We start from the raw sequence: 15,209 nt of genomic DNA on the forward strand, positions 1-15,209 counted from the left end.
TAAATTATATCATTTTATAATAATTTTGCCGCATCTTTACTGTGATAGCTTATAATCATATCCGCACCAGCCCTTTTAAAAGAAAGAAGTATTTCCATCATTAAATTTTCATAATCCATCCATCCGTTTAGTGCTGCCGCCTTTACCATTGAATATTCACCGCTTACATTATAAACACATAGCGGTTTTAGAGTATTTTCTTTTATCGTTTTAATAATATCCATAAAAGCAAGTCCCGGTTTTACCATTAAAATATCAGCACCCTCAGCTTCATCAATCAGACTCTCAAGTAGCGCCTCACGTGCGTTTGCCACATCCATTTGATACGTTTTTCTATCTTTTGGCAGATATTCATTCGCTACGGGGGCACTCTCGGCCGCGTCTCTAAAAGGCCCGTAAAAAGCGCTAGCAAACTTAGTAGAATAACTCATAATAGGAATATGGGAAAATCCATTCTCATCTAATGCATTTCTAAGAGTTTCAATAATATTATCCATCATACCGCTTGGCGCTATCATATCAGCCCCCGCACGTGCGTGAATCAAAGCCTGTTTTGCGCTTATTTCAAGTGTTGCATCGTTATCAACCGTCTTTAACTTAGGGTTTATTATCCCGCAATGTCCATGGTCTGTAAACTCACAAAAACATAAATCTGTAATAACGGCAATTTTATCCCCAAACGTCTCTTTTATTTTTCTAACACTTCTTGCAATAAGTCCCTCTTCATCTAAAGCATCGCTCCCGCAGGAATCTTTTAGTTTAGGAATTCCAAAAAGAATTACCGCTTTAATGCCAAGTTCGATACATTCATTCACCTCATCCAAAAAACTATTCTCGCCAAACTGATAAATCCCCGGCATCGATTTTATTTCATTTTTACCATCAAGCCCCTCTTTAATAAAAACAGGCATTATAAGGTCGTTTTTAGTTATGTAAGTTTCTCTAACCAAATCTCTTATATTTGAATTTAATCTAAGTCTTCTTAGATTCATTTTTGCTCCCTTAATTTTTTAGAATATTCTTTTGCATAATCCACAAAAAATTTGGCGTTTTCTACAGGCACGTCAGGAAGAATTCCATGTCCTAAATTAAATATATGCCTATGTCCATTCATAATCTCAGCAATCTTTTCAACAGCTTCTTTTGTAGCGCTTTTAGAATAAAGCCTTGTAGGGTCCATATTTCCCTGAAGGGTATAATTATCTTTAAATATACCAAGAGCATAATCCATAGGAGTATTCCAGTCAACTCCTATGACATCAAACTCTCCATCCATATCGCTCATATAAAGCCCCACTCCTTTTGAAAACCCTATAACAGGTACATTAGGATATTTTTCTTTAAGTTTTTTAGCTATTTCTTTCATATAATTCCACGAAAATTCAAAAAATTTCTCCTTCTCAAGAGCACCGCCCCAGCTGTCAAAAATCATAACAGCGTCAGCCCCGGCTTCAATCTGTTTTGAGAGGTATTCAATAGTCTCTTTTGTATTGAATGCTAGTAATCTATGAAGCATCATAGGATTTGCGTAAACCATTTTTTTAATTTTTGCGTACTGCTTTGAGCCTCTTCCTTCCACCATATATGTAGCAATAGTCCAAGGACTTCCGGCAAAACCTATAAGGGCTTTATTTTCAGGCAGTCTTTCTTTTATTTTTCTGACTCCTTCATATACGTAAGAAATTTTTTCATCGGCTTTTGGGTCTAAAGCGTCAATATCCTCTTCAAAAGAAATAGTTTTTTCAAAAACAGGCCCTACTCCTTTTTCGAACTTCAAAGGCAATCCCATCTCCATTGGAAGATTTAAAATATCACTAAACAAAATCGCTGCATCCACATCCAAAATTTCAATCGGCTGAAGGGTAACTTCTGCCACCATTTCCGGGTTTTTTGTCATTGTAAGAAAATCTCCGGCTTTACGTCTAACTTCCATATACTCCGGCAGATATCTTCCAGCCTGTCTCATCATCCACACAGGCGTATATGGAGTCTCTTTTCCAAAACATGCATCAATAAAAAATTTTCCCATTTTTATTCCTTTTTTATTTTTTCCTTATTTAAATATACCTTTTTCCATATGGTACTCACATTTATTTATATCCATATCCATACCGTTTGCACCAAAAAGTTTTTTAAGTACCGATACGAAAATATCCACTTCTGCACTTTCAGCCATCTTTCTAAGAGTTATATTAGGATGATGTAAAAACCTCTTAAACGCGTTATGAAGAATTTTTTCGACTTCTTCTTCAAGCTCTTCAGGAATATAATGCTTTTTAACGGCATTTTTTAAAGCCCTTTTAGAACACTCATGAGCTTTATCCTGTAAAAATTTAATAACAGGCTCTACCGATACGGATTGCAAATATTTATTAAAATCTTTTACACATCTTTTTATAAGCTCATTTGCGCTTTTTAATTCATTTTCTCTTTTTTTCTTATTTTTTTCGCTTATCTCTTTTAAATCGTCCACTTTAATTATTTCTATATTATCACATTCACTGCTCTCTTCAATATCGCTAGGAATAGCTAAATCAAACCAAAGTCTTTTAAATTTTGTAGGTTTTATAAACTCTTTTCTAATGACCGGATAATTTGAAGCCGTGGCCGAAAAAAGAAGCCTGTAGTTATTTATCAGTTTTGGCAATGAATCCAAAGAATGAACGTCAATATTAACCTCATCTCCAAGTTCTTCTTTTAAAGCAAGTGCGTTTTCCACCGTTCTGTTTACCAAAATTATATTAACACCTTCTTTTATAAGATTTTTACATACAATCCTCGCTGTATCTCCCACTCCGACTACAACGGCACTGTACCCGCTGAGGTCGTTTAATTTTTCTTTAGCAAGTCTTACCGCAATACTAGCAACACTTACAGGCTCGCTTGAGATATTGGTCTGATTTCTTATTTTTTTGGCGCACTTAAAAGAAAAGTGAATAAGTCTTGTCAAATCCTGACCTATATAATGTTTTTCATACGCTTCTATAAAAGCATCTTTAAGCTGTCCTGTGATTTGTGTCTCTCCCACTACCATAGAATCAAGAGAAGCTGCCACTTTAAATATATGTTCTACTGCTTCATCATCTTCATAAGTTTCCGCTTTCACCATTTCTTTAGGAGTAATAACCTTATAAAAAACCTTATCGTAAAGTTCGTTTAAATCTCTTTTTTTATCAAACATAACTTCTATTCTATTACAGGTGGAAAGAAAAAGAACTTCTTTAAAATCTTTAAAATCCTCCAACTTTAACTTCGCTAATTTACTTCTAAGAACAACATCGGAATTTCTATAATTAAAACTTATAACATAATACATTACTAAACCTTTTTTATGAACTCCGTTTTTATATAAATATTTTTAGCCAAAATATGCCCCGGGGTATCCCCTAAGCGTATATTTTTAAATACCGTTCCTCTTTTTATAGTATCTCCGCCTTTTACAGGCAAATCTTTTATAACCATAATGTTATCGCCGTTGTTTAATTTATTGCCTACACTATCAAACTTTTCTTCGGCTTCAGCCTGAGCCCATGCCAATTCTTCAGGTTCAAGATACATCATATCCATTAAGTCTGCCCGTCCGAGCTTTTTTAAAAGTCTGTAAGTTAAAACCTTAACAGCGCTTTTTTCGCTCCACATAGAATCATTTAGACACTGAAAATGATTTTCGTCAAGATTTCCGCTTTCAATTTGACTTTTGCAAACTTCACATAAATTTACATATTCATCTTTAGGCTCCACTTTAAAAACACTTACATTTTTATTACTACCGCATAAATCACAAATCATTTTTTCTCCTTTTTAAACTCCGGATGATAATCGTTTTTATCGTTATCGGTAACAAGCTCAACCGGTTTTGAAATTTTTTGCATAATGGCACTTCCAATTCCAAAAATAAACACTCCAAACCATGCCCCCATTCCGGCAAATAAAATATTTACCCATCCGTAACCGTCGGCAACTCCCTGTCCGTAACTGTGAAGTCCCTGAGCAATATAGAAATTGACTCCAAAATAAGTAAATAAAATAAAGAAAAACGATAAAAACGCCAATAAAGAAAAAATAAACTCCCCTCTCATTTTAGGAATCATCTTAGTATGAATAACAAGGGCATAAACTACCATAGAAATAAGACTCCAAGTCTCTTTAGGGTCCCAAGACCAATATCTACCCCAGCTTTCATTTGCCCAAACACCTCCAAGAAACGTACCGATACTAAGAAGGGCCAAACCGATATAAAGAGCTATATAAATAATATTATTAAGCTGTTTTATCTGATTGTCAAGAGGTCTGTATTTTCTTAAAGCAAACAAAATTAAATTAAGCAGCCCCAACATCGCCCCAACACTTAAAAATCCGTAACTTGAAGTAATTACGGCAACATGAATAAGCAGCCAGTAACTTTTTAAAACCGGCACCAGATTGGTAATTTGAGGATTAATATTGTTTAAATGAGCCACCATCATAAACATACCCGCAACAAACAACCCGGCACCAAGGGCAAGCATTGAACGTCTAAAAAACAATACACTTGCAAAAGCAGCACCCCATGCAATAAATATAATAGATTCATACGCATCAGACCAAGGAGCATGCCCTGCGACATACCATCTAAGAAGCATATTTGCCGTATGAATTAAAATGGCAAGCCATCCAATAATGACTAAAGAAATCTCAAGTTTTCTAAATCTTTTCTCTTTTAAAATCTCAATAAACCCTAAAACTATAGCAAGAAGACCGATAGTCGTATATATTCCTATAAGTTTAGGAAATATCTGCATTCTGTTATAAGTAATTTCCCATTTTATTCGGCTAGGGCTAGGTAATATTTCAGCTGAATAACTTTTTTGAAGTTCATATATTTTAAGACGGGTTTCGCGTTCCAGTTTCACGTCATAATTTTTTACTCCAAAAGCCAAATCCCTAAAAAGATTAAAATAAAACTGAGCGTCAATAGGGTTCATCATTCCCATTTTAATGGCTTGTTGAATATCATCTATACTAAACCATCTGTAATTCATACTTTTTGCATTAGGGGTAGGAAAAATTTTAAATATTTTAGCCGTATAAACCTCAAATGCTACATACACTCTTTCATTAATTTTTATCCATTCTCTTTGCAAAATGGTTCTGTCTTTATCAGGTGTTTTAAATGCCGTATCAATCTCTTTTGAAAACTTAAAATCCCCGTTTGGAAAGAAAAAAGCGTTATAAGGAGCGTATTTTCCATTAATTCCAAGAAGTTTTCTTATTGCCGGATGTCCTACATAAATAAGAGGAATTTTTTGAAATTCATTAGGATAGGCCACCATTCCGGCAACTATTTGATTGTAATCAAGACCATGCATTTTTGATTTTAAAGTAAGCTTATGGACTATATCCAAATCAAGGGTATCCATAGGCTCAACCCTACCGCTTTTTTGAACCAGCACCCTGCTCCACTCATCGGCAACGGCTTTTGATTTTTGAGCATACTCTTTTAAATCAAAAGCATATAAATTCGCACCGTAACCTAAAAACATAACCATGAAAAAAGCAAACAGCCCGCTTTGTTTTAATTTTTTAACCGTTAACATAAATCTGCTCTTTTTATAAATCATACTCCATAAAAATCCTATCGCAAGTAAAAGATAGCCAAAATAAGTAATCCACATACCAGGGTCATGATTTACCGAAAGAATACTGCCCTGTTCGTCCATATCGTAACTTGCCTGATAAAATCTATATCCTCCATAAACCAAAATATGGTTCATATAAATATGATACTGAAATTTTTTATTATTTTTTTCATCTATAACGGTAACATAACTGTCATAAGAACTTGGCTGCATACTTCCCGGATATTTTCTCATTACAAACTTATCAAGTTTTACTTTAAAGCCGAGTTCTTTCGGATAAACGTCTGCAGGATTTGCCTTGCTTTTTTCTATCATAATTACCGATTTGGTTTCTCCGTTTCTTAAATGAAGAGTTCCCTCGTATCCGAAATATCTTGTAACAGCCGCTCCTATTAAAATAATTATGACGGAAAGATGCAAAATAAAAACAGGTGGTTTTTTATAGGTTTTGTATTTAAACATAACTCCAATAAGATTAATGCCAAGAAGCCACATAATAGCTTCAAACCATTTTGTTTCATAAACATATTTCCACGCTTCCTGCATTGTACCAAATCCTAAGGTAGCATACATCTGACCGGCTATAAACAACAAAGAAAGCACAACCGCAACTTCAAGCGAAAAGAAAATTTTATAAATTCTTTTTAACACCTCTTTCATTTAGAAACCTTATATTTACTGTTAACATCCTGTAAAATTTTTAAAAAAGCACTAGGAGGTCTTGCACCTATAAAAGAATAAACAAGCTCTCCGTTTGGTTTTATGAAAAGAATCGTCGGAGTAGAACCTGTAAAATAGTTTCGAACCTCCGCAGGGATATTATCTTGGTCCGCTAGATAAAACACCGGTACGAAATTACTGTTTATATAATTCGCAACTTTATCATCCGTGTAAACTTTAGTCGCTAAATACCTGCATGGAGGACAGTTTGTTAGAGCAATATCCACCATTACCAGTTTATTTTCTTTAGCGGCAATCGACTTTGCCAAATCATAACTCATCGCCCAATTTACTTTTCCGCTCCATTCAAAAGCAAACAGAAAAATACCTACCAATAAAAGCAGCACTTTTTTCATTTCAACACCTTTTTTTTGAGGTATTGTAACAAAAATTTTACATTAAATATATATTAAGGAGAAAAAAAGAAGAAAATTGAAAATTATTCCGCAGTATTAAGGGTTTCCAACAAGTTAGGATGAGCAAAATGACTCATAGTATAGTCGTTGTGACAATTTACACAGCTGATATCTTTTCCTGAATTTTTAGCATCCCAATAATATTTTTGATGCAATTCTTTTACATTATCTGCAAGTCCGATTGCTTTTTCAGGCTCTTTTATTCCATGGTGACAGCTAAGACAAGCACTGTCATACACATAATGTTTCATTTCCCAGAAATTTTCTTTAAAATCAACCATTTTAATAACACCAAACTGAGCCATTGCATCTCTTGCCCCACTTAACCCTTTTGCAAACAAATACCCGATTAAAGAGTTGTGCGGAAGATGACAGTCCGTACAGTGATGAACGGCAAATCCTTGAGGGTTATTTCCTCCGTGCACACTGTAATGAAAACTTTCAATCATAGGTTTCATCGTATGACAGTTGGCACAAAATTTAGGCTGTCCCGTAATATCCACCATAACAGCTGCAACATAAGAAATACCAAGCCCTACAACAGCTCCTACTATTAACGCTCCAAGAGTAGATTTTTTCATTCTCAAACCTTTTTTTTTAGGAGGATTATAAACAAATTAAGTGCTTATAAAGTGCTTTTTTACACTTCTATTACAAATACAGCCCCGTTTTTTGAATTATAAACATACAATTTGCCGTTAAAATGCTGAGTTATTATGACTCTACTCATATAAAGTCCTATTCCCGTTCCTTGAGACTGAAATTTAGTGGTAAAATAAGGTTCAAATATTTTATCTTTTATCTCTTCAGGTATTCCTCCTGCATTATCTTCTATCTCTAATTTACTACCGTTTATTCTTATCCATATCTTTTTATCCTTTATGTTTCTTTCTGTTAAAACATCAATAGCATTATTTAAAATATTAAGTATAACTTGAGAAAATTCCGTTTTATATCCGTAAACAGATTTAGCAGAACCTATTTCCCTGATAATTTCCACTCCGTTTTGTTTGATTCTTCCTTCTATAAGTTTTATAGCGTCTTCTACTATTTCGTTTGGGTAAAACTCTACTTTTTTTGTATCTTTTTTAAAAAAGTTAATAAAATCATCTATCGTATTTGACATATAATTTATCTGAAGCATAGCGTTTTCTTTAAACTGGTTAAACCTTTTATCATCGAGTTTATTCATTTTAAAAGCCATTTCAAGATTTTGAATAAGCAAGGAAAGCCTAGTTAAAGGATGTCTCCACTGATGGGCTATATTCCCAAGCATTTCACCAAGGGCAGCAAGTTTGCTCTGATGCATTAAAAGCTGTTCTTTTTGCTGTCTTTTTTCTATTTCTTCTTTTACTCTTTTATCAAGCTCTTCATAAAATTTATAAAAAGGTTTTGAAAAAAACATTCCAAGGGGAATAGCCACAAAAATAGAAATTATAAGCATAATAAAAGCCATTTTCTGAGAAACTCTATTGGTTTTGCTTATTACGCTTTTATTTTGAATAAAAATAATTTTAAAATCAGAAGAAAACTCTTTTACATAAATATCGTCGGTAACAAAACCTTCTTTTGTTTTTAATATTTTATCCCCTAAAAAATAATTAAAAATATCATATATACTATTAACCGGTCTTGAATAAGAAGAAGACATAAAATGAATAATACCTTTTTTATCCACTAAAATAATGTTAAATAAATCGGAAGGATAGTCTAAATGAATTAAGGACTTAACTTCTATAAAACCCTTTTTTGTATTTATGATTGGAGATATGGCTATAAACTCTATAGCGTCTTTTACAAAATTTCTTCTTATAAAAAGCTTGTCAAATTTAAAGTTTTTGGTGTTAAGCATTCTTCTGTTATCCGAATAACAGATAACATTTTTATTAAATTTTTCACATCCTACCTCAAGCTTTCCGTAAGGATTATAATAATTTATTTCTTTTATAGAATAATTAGCAAGAAGCATTGTTTTAAACACCGATTTTATTATTTCCGGATTTACATTGAATTTTACGTTAAAAATATCATTAGAAGCCAAAGCCCTGACGCTGTTTTTTATGGAATTTTCTTTTTGGTTATAGATATAATAAAAACTGTTTGCCGAAAGTTTAACTTTTTCTTTAAATTCCTGTGTTGTTAAATTTGTAAAAATATAAATAGCCGTATAAGTAACACTTACGACTATTAAAAAGGCAAAAATCACAAAAGCTATAGTAATATCAAATTTAAAATCGTTACTGTTTCTCAATTTTATATCCGCTTCCCCTAACGTTTTTAATAAAATTTTCTTCCAACTTGCTTCTAAGCTTTTTCACATGGGTTCTTATGGTGTTGTTACATATATCCTTTCCGTCCCATACATAATCTTTTAATGTTTCGTTATCAACTACCTGCCCTATGTTTTTTACTAAAATTTCCAAAAAATATTTTTCGTTCTGGGTTAAATCAACTTCTTTATCCTTATAAAAAAGTTTTAGTTTACTTAAGTCAAATTTATAATTGTCACTTATTTTTATCCAGTTGGTTTTTTTAAAAACCAGTCTCTTAACACGAAGCTCAAGCTCTTTTAAATCAAAAGGCTTTTTAATATAATCCGCCGCACCTAACTCAAACGCTTTTTCCACATGTTCTATATCAGAATAAGCGGTAATAAATATTACCGGCACTTCCCCGGCATAATTTTTAAGCTCCTCATAAAATTCATATCCGTTCATACCGGGCATATTAATATCTATTAAAAAAATATCATAATTATTAGGATATATCTCTTCTAAAGCCTTTTTAGGAGAAGAATAATAATCTACACGATTTCCCTGAAGTTCAAAATAATCTTTTATACTCTCACCTATAAATTCATCGTCTTCAACAAGTAAAATTTTCATACTTTTTCCTTTAATTTTATATTCGGATGAAAAGCTTTAGTCGATATTATAATTTTATCTCCGGTTTTAAAATTTAAAGCCTCCTTTTGAGAAAGGACTATTTCAACTATTCTAGAAGCTATTTCGACTACTGCAATATAAATTACATCTGTTTTTATTATATCAAGAATAGTTCCTTCTATTGAAAATTTTTCGCTTGTATTTGTTTTTAATAGAATTTTTGAAACATCCCCGAAATTTATAATTTTTCCATGGTCTATTTCTAAAACTTTATTGGCCAGTTTATAAATTTCGCCCGGGGAATGAGACACCATAATGGTAGTTAGTCCAAACTCCCTATGAAACATATAAATTTCATTTTGAAGTTTTTCCCTCATAGAAACATCAAGAGCCGAAAAAGGCTCATCCATTAAAAGCAGTTTAGGCTTCCTCATAATAGCCCTTATTAAAGCGACTCTTTGTTTTTGACCACCGCTGAGCATTAAAGGGAATCTGTCTTTTAATTCCAAAATTTCCCCCATTTTAAGCAGTTTTAAAGCAAATTTTTTATCGTTATTTACATACAAAAGATTTTCAAGTACCGTCATATTAGGAAAAAGAGCAAAATCCTGAAAAACAAACCCTATTTCTCTTTTTTGAGGTTTTAAAAAAATTTTATCGTTTTGCCAAACTTTTTTATCGACTACAATTTCTCCTTTTGATTTTTCCAAACCGGCTATAACTCTCAAAAGAGTAGTCTTACCGCTACCGCTAGGCCCGAAAACGGCTAAAAAATCCCCTTTAGAAATTTCAAAATCACAATTAAGCTCCATCTTTCCTTTAGAACCGTGAAGTGTTTTTGTAATATTAACCGATACCATGTTTTTTCTTTATCCTGTAATTTATATAATAAACCGCAAGTAATACCGTAAAACTTATTAAAAGCATAATGGCACTGTATATATGGGCATTTTTATAATCAAGAGTTTCAACAAAATCATAAATCGCCACACTTGCAACTTCCGTTTTCCCAGGTATAGCTCCTCCCACCATCAATACTACTCCAAATTCTCCTATAGTATGAGCAAAAGTAATAATAATCGCAGTTAAAAGAGAAGTTTTTATATTTGGAAGAATTACCCTAAAAAGCGTTGTCAAAAAACCTTTGCCGCTTACGTAAGAAGCTTCTATTATATTTTTGTTAAGACTCTCAAAACCGCTTTGAATAGGCTGAATCATAAAAGGAAAAGAATAAATACAACTCGCAATTACCAATCCTTCAAATGTAAAAACAAGTTTAATATTAAAAATATCGTAAATGATTTTTCCAAAAAAAGAATCAGGGGATAAAAAAACTAAAAGATAAAATCCCAGTACCGAAGGCGGCAATACTATAGGAAGGGCCGTAATGGATTCTATTAGAGGTTTTATGCCGGATTTCAAACGAGACAGCCACCATGCAAAAGGAATACCGACAACAAGCAAAATCAATGTTACAAAAAAAGCCAGTTTAAACGACAAAATAAAAGGGGTAAAATCTATCATTTAACTTTTCCTATAATATATACGTCGGTTGATTTAAACAGTAAATACCCCTCTTTTTCAAAATTCACGTTTTTGCTCAACATAATAACTTCTATCTGCTGTAATGAAATTTCACATAACACATTTGAAAGTATTTCGCCTTTTTGAATATTTTTTATTTTTACAGGCAAAACATTTTCAAAATCGCATATTTTACCGGAAATAAAAAGCTTCGTAGGTTTTATACCTAAAAAAACCTCATCCCCTGTTTTTAAATCTATATTCATTTCTAACACCACTACATTAAGTATATACTTTTCTATTTTAAATTCAAGTAAATTAAGGTGTTTTAAAGAATGAATATTTTCTAAATATGCTCTGATTTTATTCATTTACGATATATCCATATTTTTTTAAGATTTTTTTTGCCTCTTCAGAAAAGATAAACCTATAAAATTTTTTTGCCTCTTCATTATCTTTTAACAATACCACTCCCTGATTAATGGGAGTATATAAATTATACGGTATATCCTTATAATAGAATCTTTTATTCCTTAATTTTTTTGAATAAATTAATGATTTTGCTATAACCCCCACATCAGCGGAATGATAAACGTAAGGGATTACACTGCTTACCGTTTCGGCATATATCAATTTATTTTTAATACATTTATCAATACCGGCATTTTTAAAAGCTTCAAGAGCAGCTTCTCCATAAGGGGCCGTCTTTGGATTAGCAACAGCTATTTGATTAACGCTTTTTAATTTTTTTAAATCCAGATTTTTTATTTTTATACTAAAAAGAATTATAGCGCCTTTTGCATAAACTTTGGGTTTTGTTTTTGCAAAACCTTTTTTATATAAAAATTTAGGATATTTCATATTAGCAGCTAAAAAAATATCATAAGGGGCCCCGTGAATTATTTGAGCGCTTAGTTTCCCGCTGCTTGCCAAAACCGTTTTAATATTTATTTCAGGATATTTTTTATTAAATTCTTTTATAAGCTCAGGTAAAGCGTAATTTATATTAGAAGCAGCCGCCACATATACATCGGCTAATGAAAATATGGCTAAAAAAGATATAAAGAGTATTTTTTTCATATAAAAAATCCTTAAAATAAAATTAAAAAGTGCCAATAAAGTGCTTTTTTTTATAAAATTTTTAAAAATTTTACCACAAAACTCCAGAAAAGTAGTATCATTATTACGTAAAAAAAGCGTAAAATCTCAAAAAGGAGAGCATATGTCAATGAACAGAAGAGAATTTTTAAAAACAACAGCAGCAGTAGCAGCTGCAAGCGCAGCTGGAATAACCATTCCACAAGAAGCTGAAGCTGCAGCAAAAGAATCTCAAGCCGGTTGGCAATGGGATAAAGCCGTATGTCGTTTCTGTGGTACCGGATGCGGTATTATGGTAGCGGTAAAAGACGATAAAATCGTAGCGGTAAAAGGTGACCCTGAAAGTCCAGTAAACAGAGGTATTAACTGTATTAAAGGTTACTTCAACGCAAAAATTATGTACGGTGCTGACAGACTTACTCAACCGCTTCTAAGAATGAACGATAAAGGTGAATTTGACAAAAACGGAAAATTCAGACCTGTTTCTTGGAAAAGAGCGTTTGATGAAATGGAAAAACAATTTAAAAAATATTATAACGAACTAGGACCTACAGGAGTTGCGATATTCGGTTCTGGACAATATACAATCCAAGAAGGATACGCAGCCGTAAAATTAATAAAGGCCGGATGGAGAAGTAACAACATCGACCCAAATGCAAGACACTGTATGGCAAGTGCAGTTGTAGGTTTTTATCAGACATTCGGTATTGACGAACCTGCAGGATGTTATGACGATATCGAAATTACAGATACGGTAATCACCTGGGGTGCTAATATGGCGGAAATGCATCCTATTCTTTGGTCAAGAGTATCAGATGCAAAACTTAACAACCCTGATAAATATTATGTAGTAAACTTATCAACATACAGAAACAGATGTTCTAACCTTGCGGATATGGAAATCATTTTCAGACCTAACGCAGACCTTGCTATTATGAACTACATAGCAAGAGAAATTATCAAAAGAAATGCCGTAAATTGGGATTTTGTTAAAAAACATACTATCTTTGCGACAGGACATGCCGATACCGGATACGGTATGAGAAACCCTAATAATCCTAACGTAACGGAAAAAGAAAAAGATACCGTTGTTAAACAAGTAGTAAAAAAAGTAACGGACGAAGAAGCTGTAGCTTTATCACCAATTGGAAAATGGAAAGCCGGCGATGAAATGGAAATGAAACATGCAGCCGGTAAAAAACCTTTCTGGCATTGGGAAATAAGCTTTGAAGATTTCAAAAAAGGAGTTGAACCTTATACTCTTGATTATGTAGCTAAAGTAGCTAAAGGTGACCCAGACGAATCACTTGATAGTTTCAAAAGAAAACTTCAAAAACTAGCAGACCTTTACTGTGACCCAAATAGAAAAGTAGTATCTTTCTGGACCATGGGATTCAACCAGCATGTTAGAGGAAGCTGGGTTAACGAACAAATTTATATGATTCACCTATTGCTTGGAAAACAGTCACTTCCTGGAAGCGGTGCATTCTCACTTACAGGACAGCCAAGTGCATGTGGTACGGCAAGAGAAGTTGGTACATTCGCACACAGACTTCCGGCAGATATGCTTGTAGCAAATCCTAAACACAGAAAAATTACCGAAAAAATGTGGAAATTACCTGAAGGTACACTAAATCCAAAAGTTGGAAGCCACTTTGTAAAAATCATGAGAGACATTGAAGACGGTAAAATCAAATGGGTATGGGTACACGTAAACAACCCATGGCAAAATACCGCTAATGCAAATCACTGGTTAAAAGCAGCAAGAACTATGGATAATTTCATTGTTGTTAATGAAGCATATCCTGGAGTATCTGCAAGAGTTGCAGACTTAATTTTACCTGTAGCTATGATTTATGAAAAATGGGGAGCTTACGGAAACGCTGAGAGAAGAACTCAGCACTGGAGACAACAAGTAACACCTCCGGGTGAAGCAATGCCGGACCTTTGGACAATGATGGAATTTTCAAAAAGATTTAAATTAAAAGAAGTTTGGAAAGAATGGCCTCAGGCAAAACTTCCAAACGTACTTGATAAAGCAAAAGCTATGGGATACGACCCTGAAATGACACTGTTTGATGTTCTATACAACAGACCTGAATATCATAAAAACTTCCCATGGCCAGATCCAATTGCCAAAAATCCTCAAACAGGAAAAATGCATAAAAACACTGAAGCTGAAGGAGACGGTAGAGAAATTATAGGAGAAGATGGTAAACCGTTCAAAGGATACGGATTCTTCGTACATAAAGCTCTTTGGGAAGAATATAGAAAATTTGGTCTAGGACATGCACACGACTTAGCTGATTTTGATACATACCATAAAGTAAGAGGACTTAGATGGCCTGTAGTCAACGGAAAAGAAACAAAATGGAGATTTAACGTAGAATACGACCCATATGCAAGAAAACATGCAAAACCTGGTGAAAAATTTGCATTCTACGGACCGTTACTAAAAACAATTAAAAGAGGTGACTTAAAAGGTCCTATTGCTAGCAAAGGTAAAATTAACCTTAAAAATAAAGCGAAAATCTTCTGGAGACCGTTTATGGTTCACCCTGAAGACCCTAAATATGATACAAAAGGATACAATTTCTGGCTATGTACAGGAAGAGTGCTTGAACATTGGCATAGCGGTACTATGACTATGAGAGTACCTGAGCTTTACAGAGCAATGCCTGAAGCTTTATGTTATATGAACCCTAAAGACGCTAAAGAGTTAGGTCTAAACAGATTTGATTTAGTAGTAATAGAAAGTAGAAGAGGAAAAGTAAAAGCAAGAGTAGAAACAAGAGGAAGAAACAAACCTCCAAGAGGATTGGTATTCGTTCCATGGTTTGATGAAAAAGTACTCATCAACAAAGTATGTTTAGACGCGACATGTCCAATGAGTAAAGAAACAGATTACAAAAAAGCGGCAGTTAAAATTTATAAAGCGTAAGGATTTT

The 15,209-nt window shown here is 33.3% G+C and carries 14 protein-coding genes; 1 reads left to right on the forward strand and 13 read right to left on the reverse strand.

Going from position 1 to position 15,209, the window contains the following annotated elements:
* Positions 1 to 14: 14 nt before the first annotated feature.
* The 13 genes from hemB to modA form a co-directional block, all read right to left on the reverse strand.
* Positions 15 to 992: a porphobilinogen synthase gene (gene hemB, locus ACXJH6_RS02750; RefSeq protein ID WP_456470237.1), complete on the reverse strand. Its 978-nt coding sequence runs from the start codon at positions 990 to 992 to the stop codon at positions 15 to 17.
* Positions 989 to 2,029, reverse strand: a complete 1,041-nt coding sequence (gene hemE, locus ACXJH6_RS02755; protein ID WP_456470238.1) for a uroporphyrinogen decarboxylase — start codon at positions 2,027 to 2,029, stop codon at positions 989 to 991. Before hemE ends, hemB begins: the two co-directional genes overlap by 4 nt.
* Positions 2,030 to 2,053: 24 nt before the next feature.
* Positions 2,054 to 3,316: a glutamyl-tRNA reductase gene (gene hemA, locus ACXJH6_RS02760; RefSeq protein WP_456470239.1), complete on the reverse strand. Its 1,263-nt coding sequence runs from the start codon at positions 3,314 to 3,316 to the stop codon at positions 2,054 to 2,056.
* Between the two features lie 2 nt (positions 3,317 to 3,318).
* Positions 3,319 to 3,789, reverse strand: coding sequence for a PhnA domain-containing protein (locus ACXJH6_RS02765; RefSeq protein WP_456470240.1), 471 nt, complete (start codon positions 3,787 to 3,789; stop codon positions 3,319 to 3,321).
* Positions 3,786 to 6,278: a cytochrome c biogenesis protein gene (locus ACXJH6_RS02770; protein ID WP_456470241.1), complete on the reverse strand. Its 2,493-nt coding sequence runs from the start codon at positions 6,276 to 6,278 to the stop codon at positions 3,786 to 3,788. Before ACXJH6_RS02770 ends, ACXJH6_RS02765 begins: the two co-directional genes overlap by 4 nt.
* Positions 6,275 to 6,694, reverse strand: a complete 420-nt coding sequence (locus ACXJH6_RS02775) for a thioredoxin family protein (RefSeq protein WP_456470242.1) — start codon at positions 6,692 to 6,694, stop codon at positions 6,275 to 6,277. Before ACXJH6_RS02775 ends, ACXJH6_RS02770 begins: the two co-directional genes overlap by 4 nt.
* An 83-nt stretch (positions 6,695 to 6,777) precedes the next feature.
* Positions 6,778 to 7,335: a cytochrome c3 family protein gene (locus tag ACXJH6_RS02780; protein ID WP_456470243.1), complete on the reverse strand. Its 558-nt coding sequence runs from the start codon at positions 7,333 to 7,335 to the stop codon at positions 6,778 to 6,780.
* A gap of 59 nt (positions 7,336 to 7,394) precedes the next feature.
* Entirely contained in the window at positions 7,395 to 9,005 is a 1,611-nt protein-coding gene (locus ACXJH6_RS02785; RefSeq protein WP_456470244.1) for a sensor histidine kinase, read from the reverse strand.
* A complete protein-coding gene (locus ACXJH6_RS02790; RefSeq protein WP_456470245.1) occupies positions 8,992 to 9,639 on the reverse strand; it encodes a response regulator transcription factor in 648 nt (215 codons plus the stop codon). Before ACXJH6_RS02790 ends, ACXJH6_RS02785 begins: the two co-directional genes overlap by 14 nt.
* Positions 9,636 to 10,499: an ATP-binding cassette domain-containing protein gene (locus tag ACXJH6_RS02795; RefSeq protein ID WP_456470246.1), complete on the reverse strand. Its 864-nt coding sequence runs from the start codon at positions 10,497 to 10,499 to the stop codon at positions 9,636 to 9,638. The genes ACXJH6_RS02790 and ACXJH6_RS02795 overlap by 4 nt, the downstream gene beginning before the upstream one ends.
* Positions 10,486 to 11,163: a molybdate ABC transporter permease subunit gene (modB, locus tag ACXJH6_RS02800; RefSeq protein ID WP_456470247.1), complete on the reverse strand. Its 678-nt coding sequence runs from the start codon at positions 11,161 to 11,163 to the stop codon at positions 10,486 to 10,488. Before modB ends, ACXJH6_RS02795 begins: the two co-directional genes overlap by 14 nt.
* Complete coding sequence (locus ACXJH6_RS02805; protein ID WP_456470248.1) at positions 11,160 to 11,534, reverse strand: hypothetical protein; 375 nt, start codon at positions 11,532 to 11,534, stop codon at positions 11,160 to 11,162. Before ACXJH6_RS02805 ends, modB begins: the two co-directional genes overlap by 4 nt.
* Positions 11,527 to 12,243, reverse strand: coding sequence for a molybdate ABC transporter substrate-binding protein (gene modA / locus ACXJH6_RS02810; RefSeq protein WP_456470249.1), 717 nt, complete (start codon positions 12,241 to 12,243; stop codon positions 11,527 to 11,529). Before modA ends, ACXJH6_RS02805 begins: the two co-directional genes overlap by 8 nt.
* 142 nt (positions 12,244 to 12,385) lie before the next feature.
* On the opposite strand from modA, the gene napA reads away from it, so the two are divergent.
* Positions 12,386 to 15,202, forward strand: a complete 2,817-nt coding sequence (gene napA / locus ACXJH6_RS02815) for a nitrate reductase catalytic subunit NapA (RefSeq protein WP_456470250.1) — start codon at positions 12,386 to 12,388, stop codon at positions 15,200 to 15,202.
* Positions 15,203 to 15,209 lie beyond the last annotated feature (7 nt).

The sequence above is a fragment of the Caminibacter sp. genome (assembly GCF_053999135.1).

Coding starts and splice junctions, on each gene's coding strand:
- hemB (WP_456470237.1), bottom strand. CDS start 992: ATGAATCTAAGAAGACTTAGATTAAATTCAAATATAAGAGATTTGGTT.
- hemE (WP_456470238.1), bottom strand. CDS start 2,029: ATGGGAAAATTTTTTATTGATGCATGTTTTGGAAAAGAGACTCCATAT.
- hemA (WP_456470239.1), bottom strand. CDS start 3,316: ATGTATTATGTTATAAGTTTTAATTATAGAAATTCCGATGTTGTTCTT.
- ACXJH6_RS02765 (WP_456470240.1), bottom strand. CDS start 3,789: ATGATTTGTGATTTATGCGGTAGTAATAAAAATGTAAGTGTTTTTAAA.
- ACXJH6_RS02770 (WP_456470241.1), bottom strand. CDS start 6,278: ATGAAAGAGGTGTTAAAAAGAATTTATAAAATTTTCTTTTCGCTTGAA.
- ACXJH6_RS02775 (WP_456470242.1), bottom strand. CDS start 6,694: ATGAAAAAAGTGCTGCTTTTATTGGTAGGTATTTTTCTGTTTGCTTTT.
- ACXJH6_RS02780 (WP_456470243.1), bottom strand. CDS start 7,335: ATGAAAAAATCTACTCTTGGAGCGTTAATAGTAGGAGCTGTTGTAGGG.
- ACXJH6_RS02790 (WP_456470245.1), bottom strand. CDS start 9,639: ATGAAAATTTTACTTGTTGAAGACGATGAATTTATAGGTGAGAGTATA.
- ACXJH6_RS02795 (WP_456470246.1), bottom strand. CDS start 10,499: ATGGTATCGGTTAATATTACAAAAACACTTCACGGTTCTAAAGGAAAG.
- modB (WP_456470247.1), bottom strand. CDS start 11,163: ATGATAGATTTTACCCCTTTTATTTTGTCGTTTAAACTGGCTTTTTTT.
- ACXJH6_RS02805 (WP_456470248.1), bottom strand. CDS start 11,534: ATGAATAAAATCAGAGCATATTTAGAAAATATTCATTCTTTAAAACAC.
- modA (WP_456470249.1), bottom strand. CDS start 12,243: ATGAAAAAAATACTCTTTATATCTTTTTTAGCCATATTTTCATTAGCC.
- napA (WP_456470250.1), top strand. CDS start 12,386: ATGTCAATGAACAGAAGAGAATTTTTAAAAACAACAGCAGCAGTAGCA.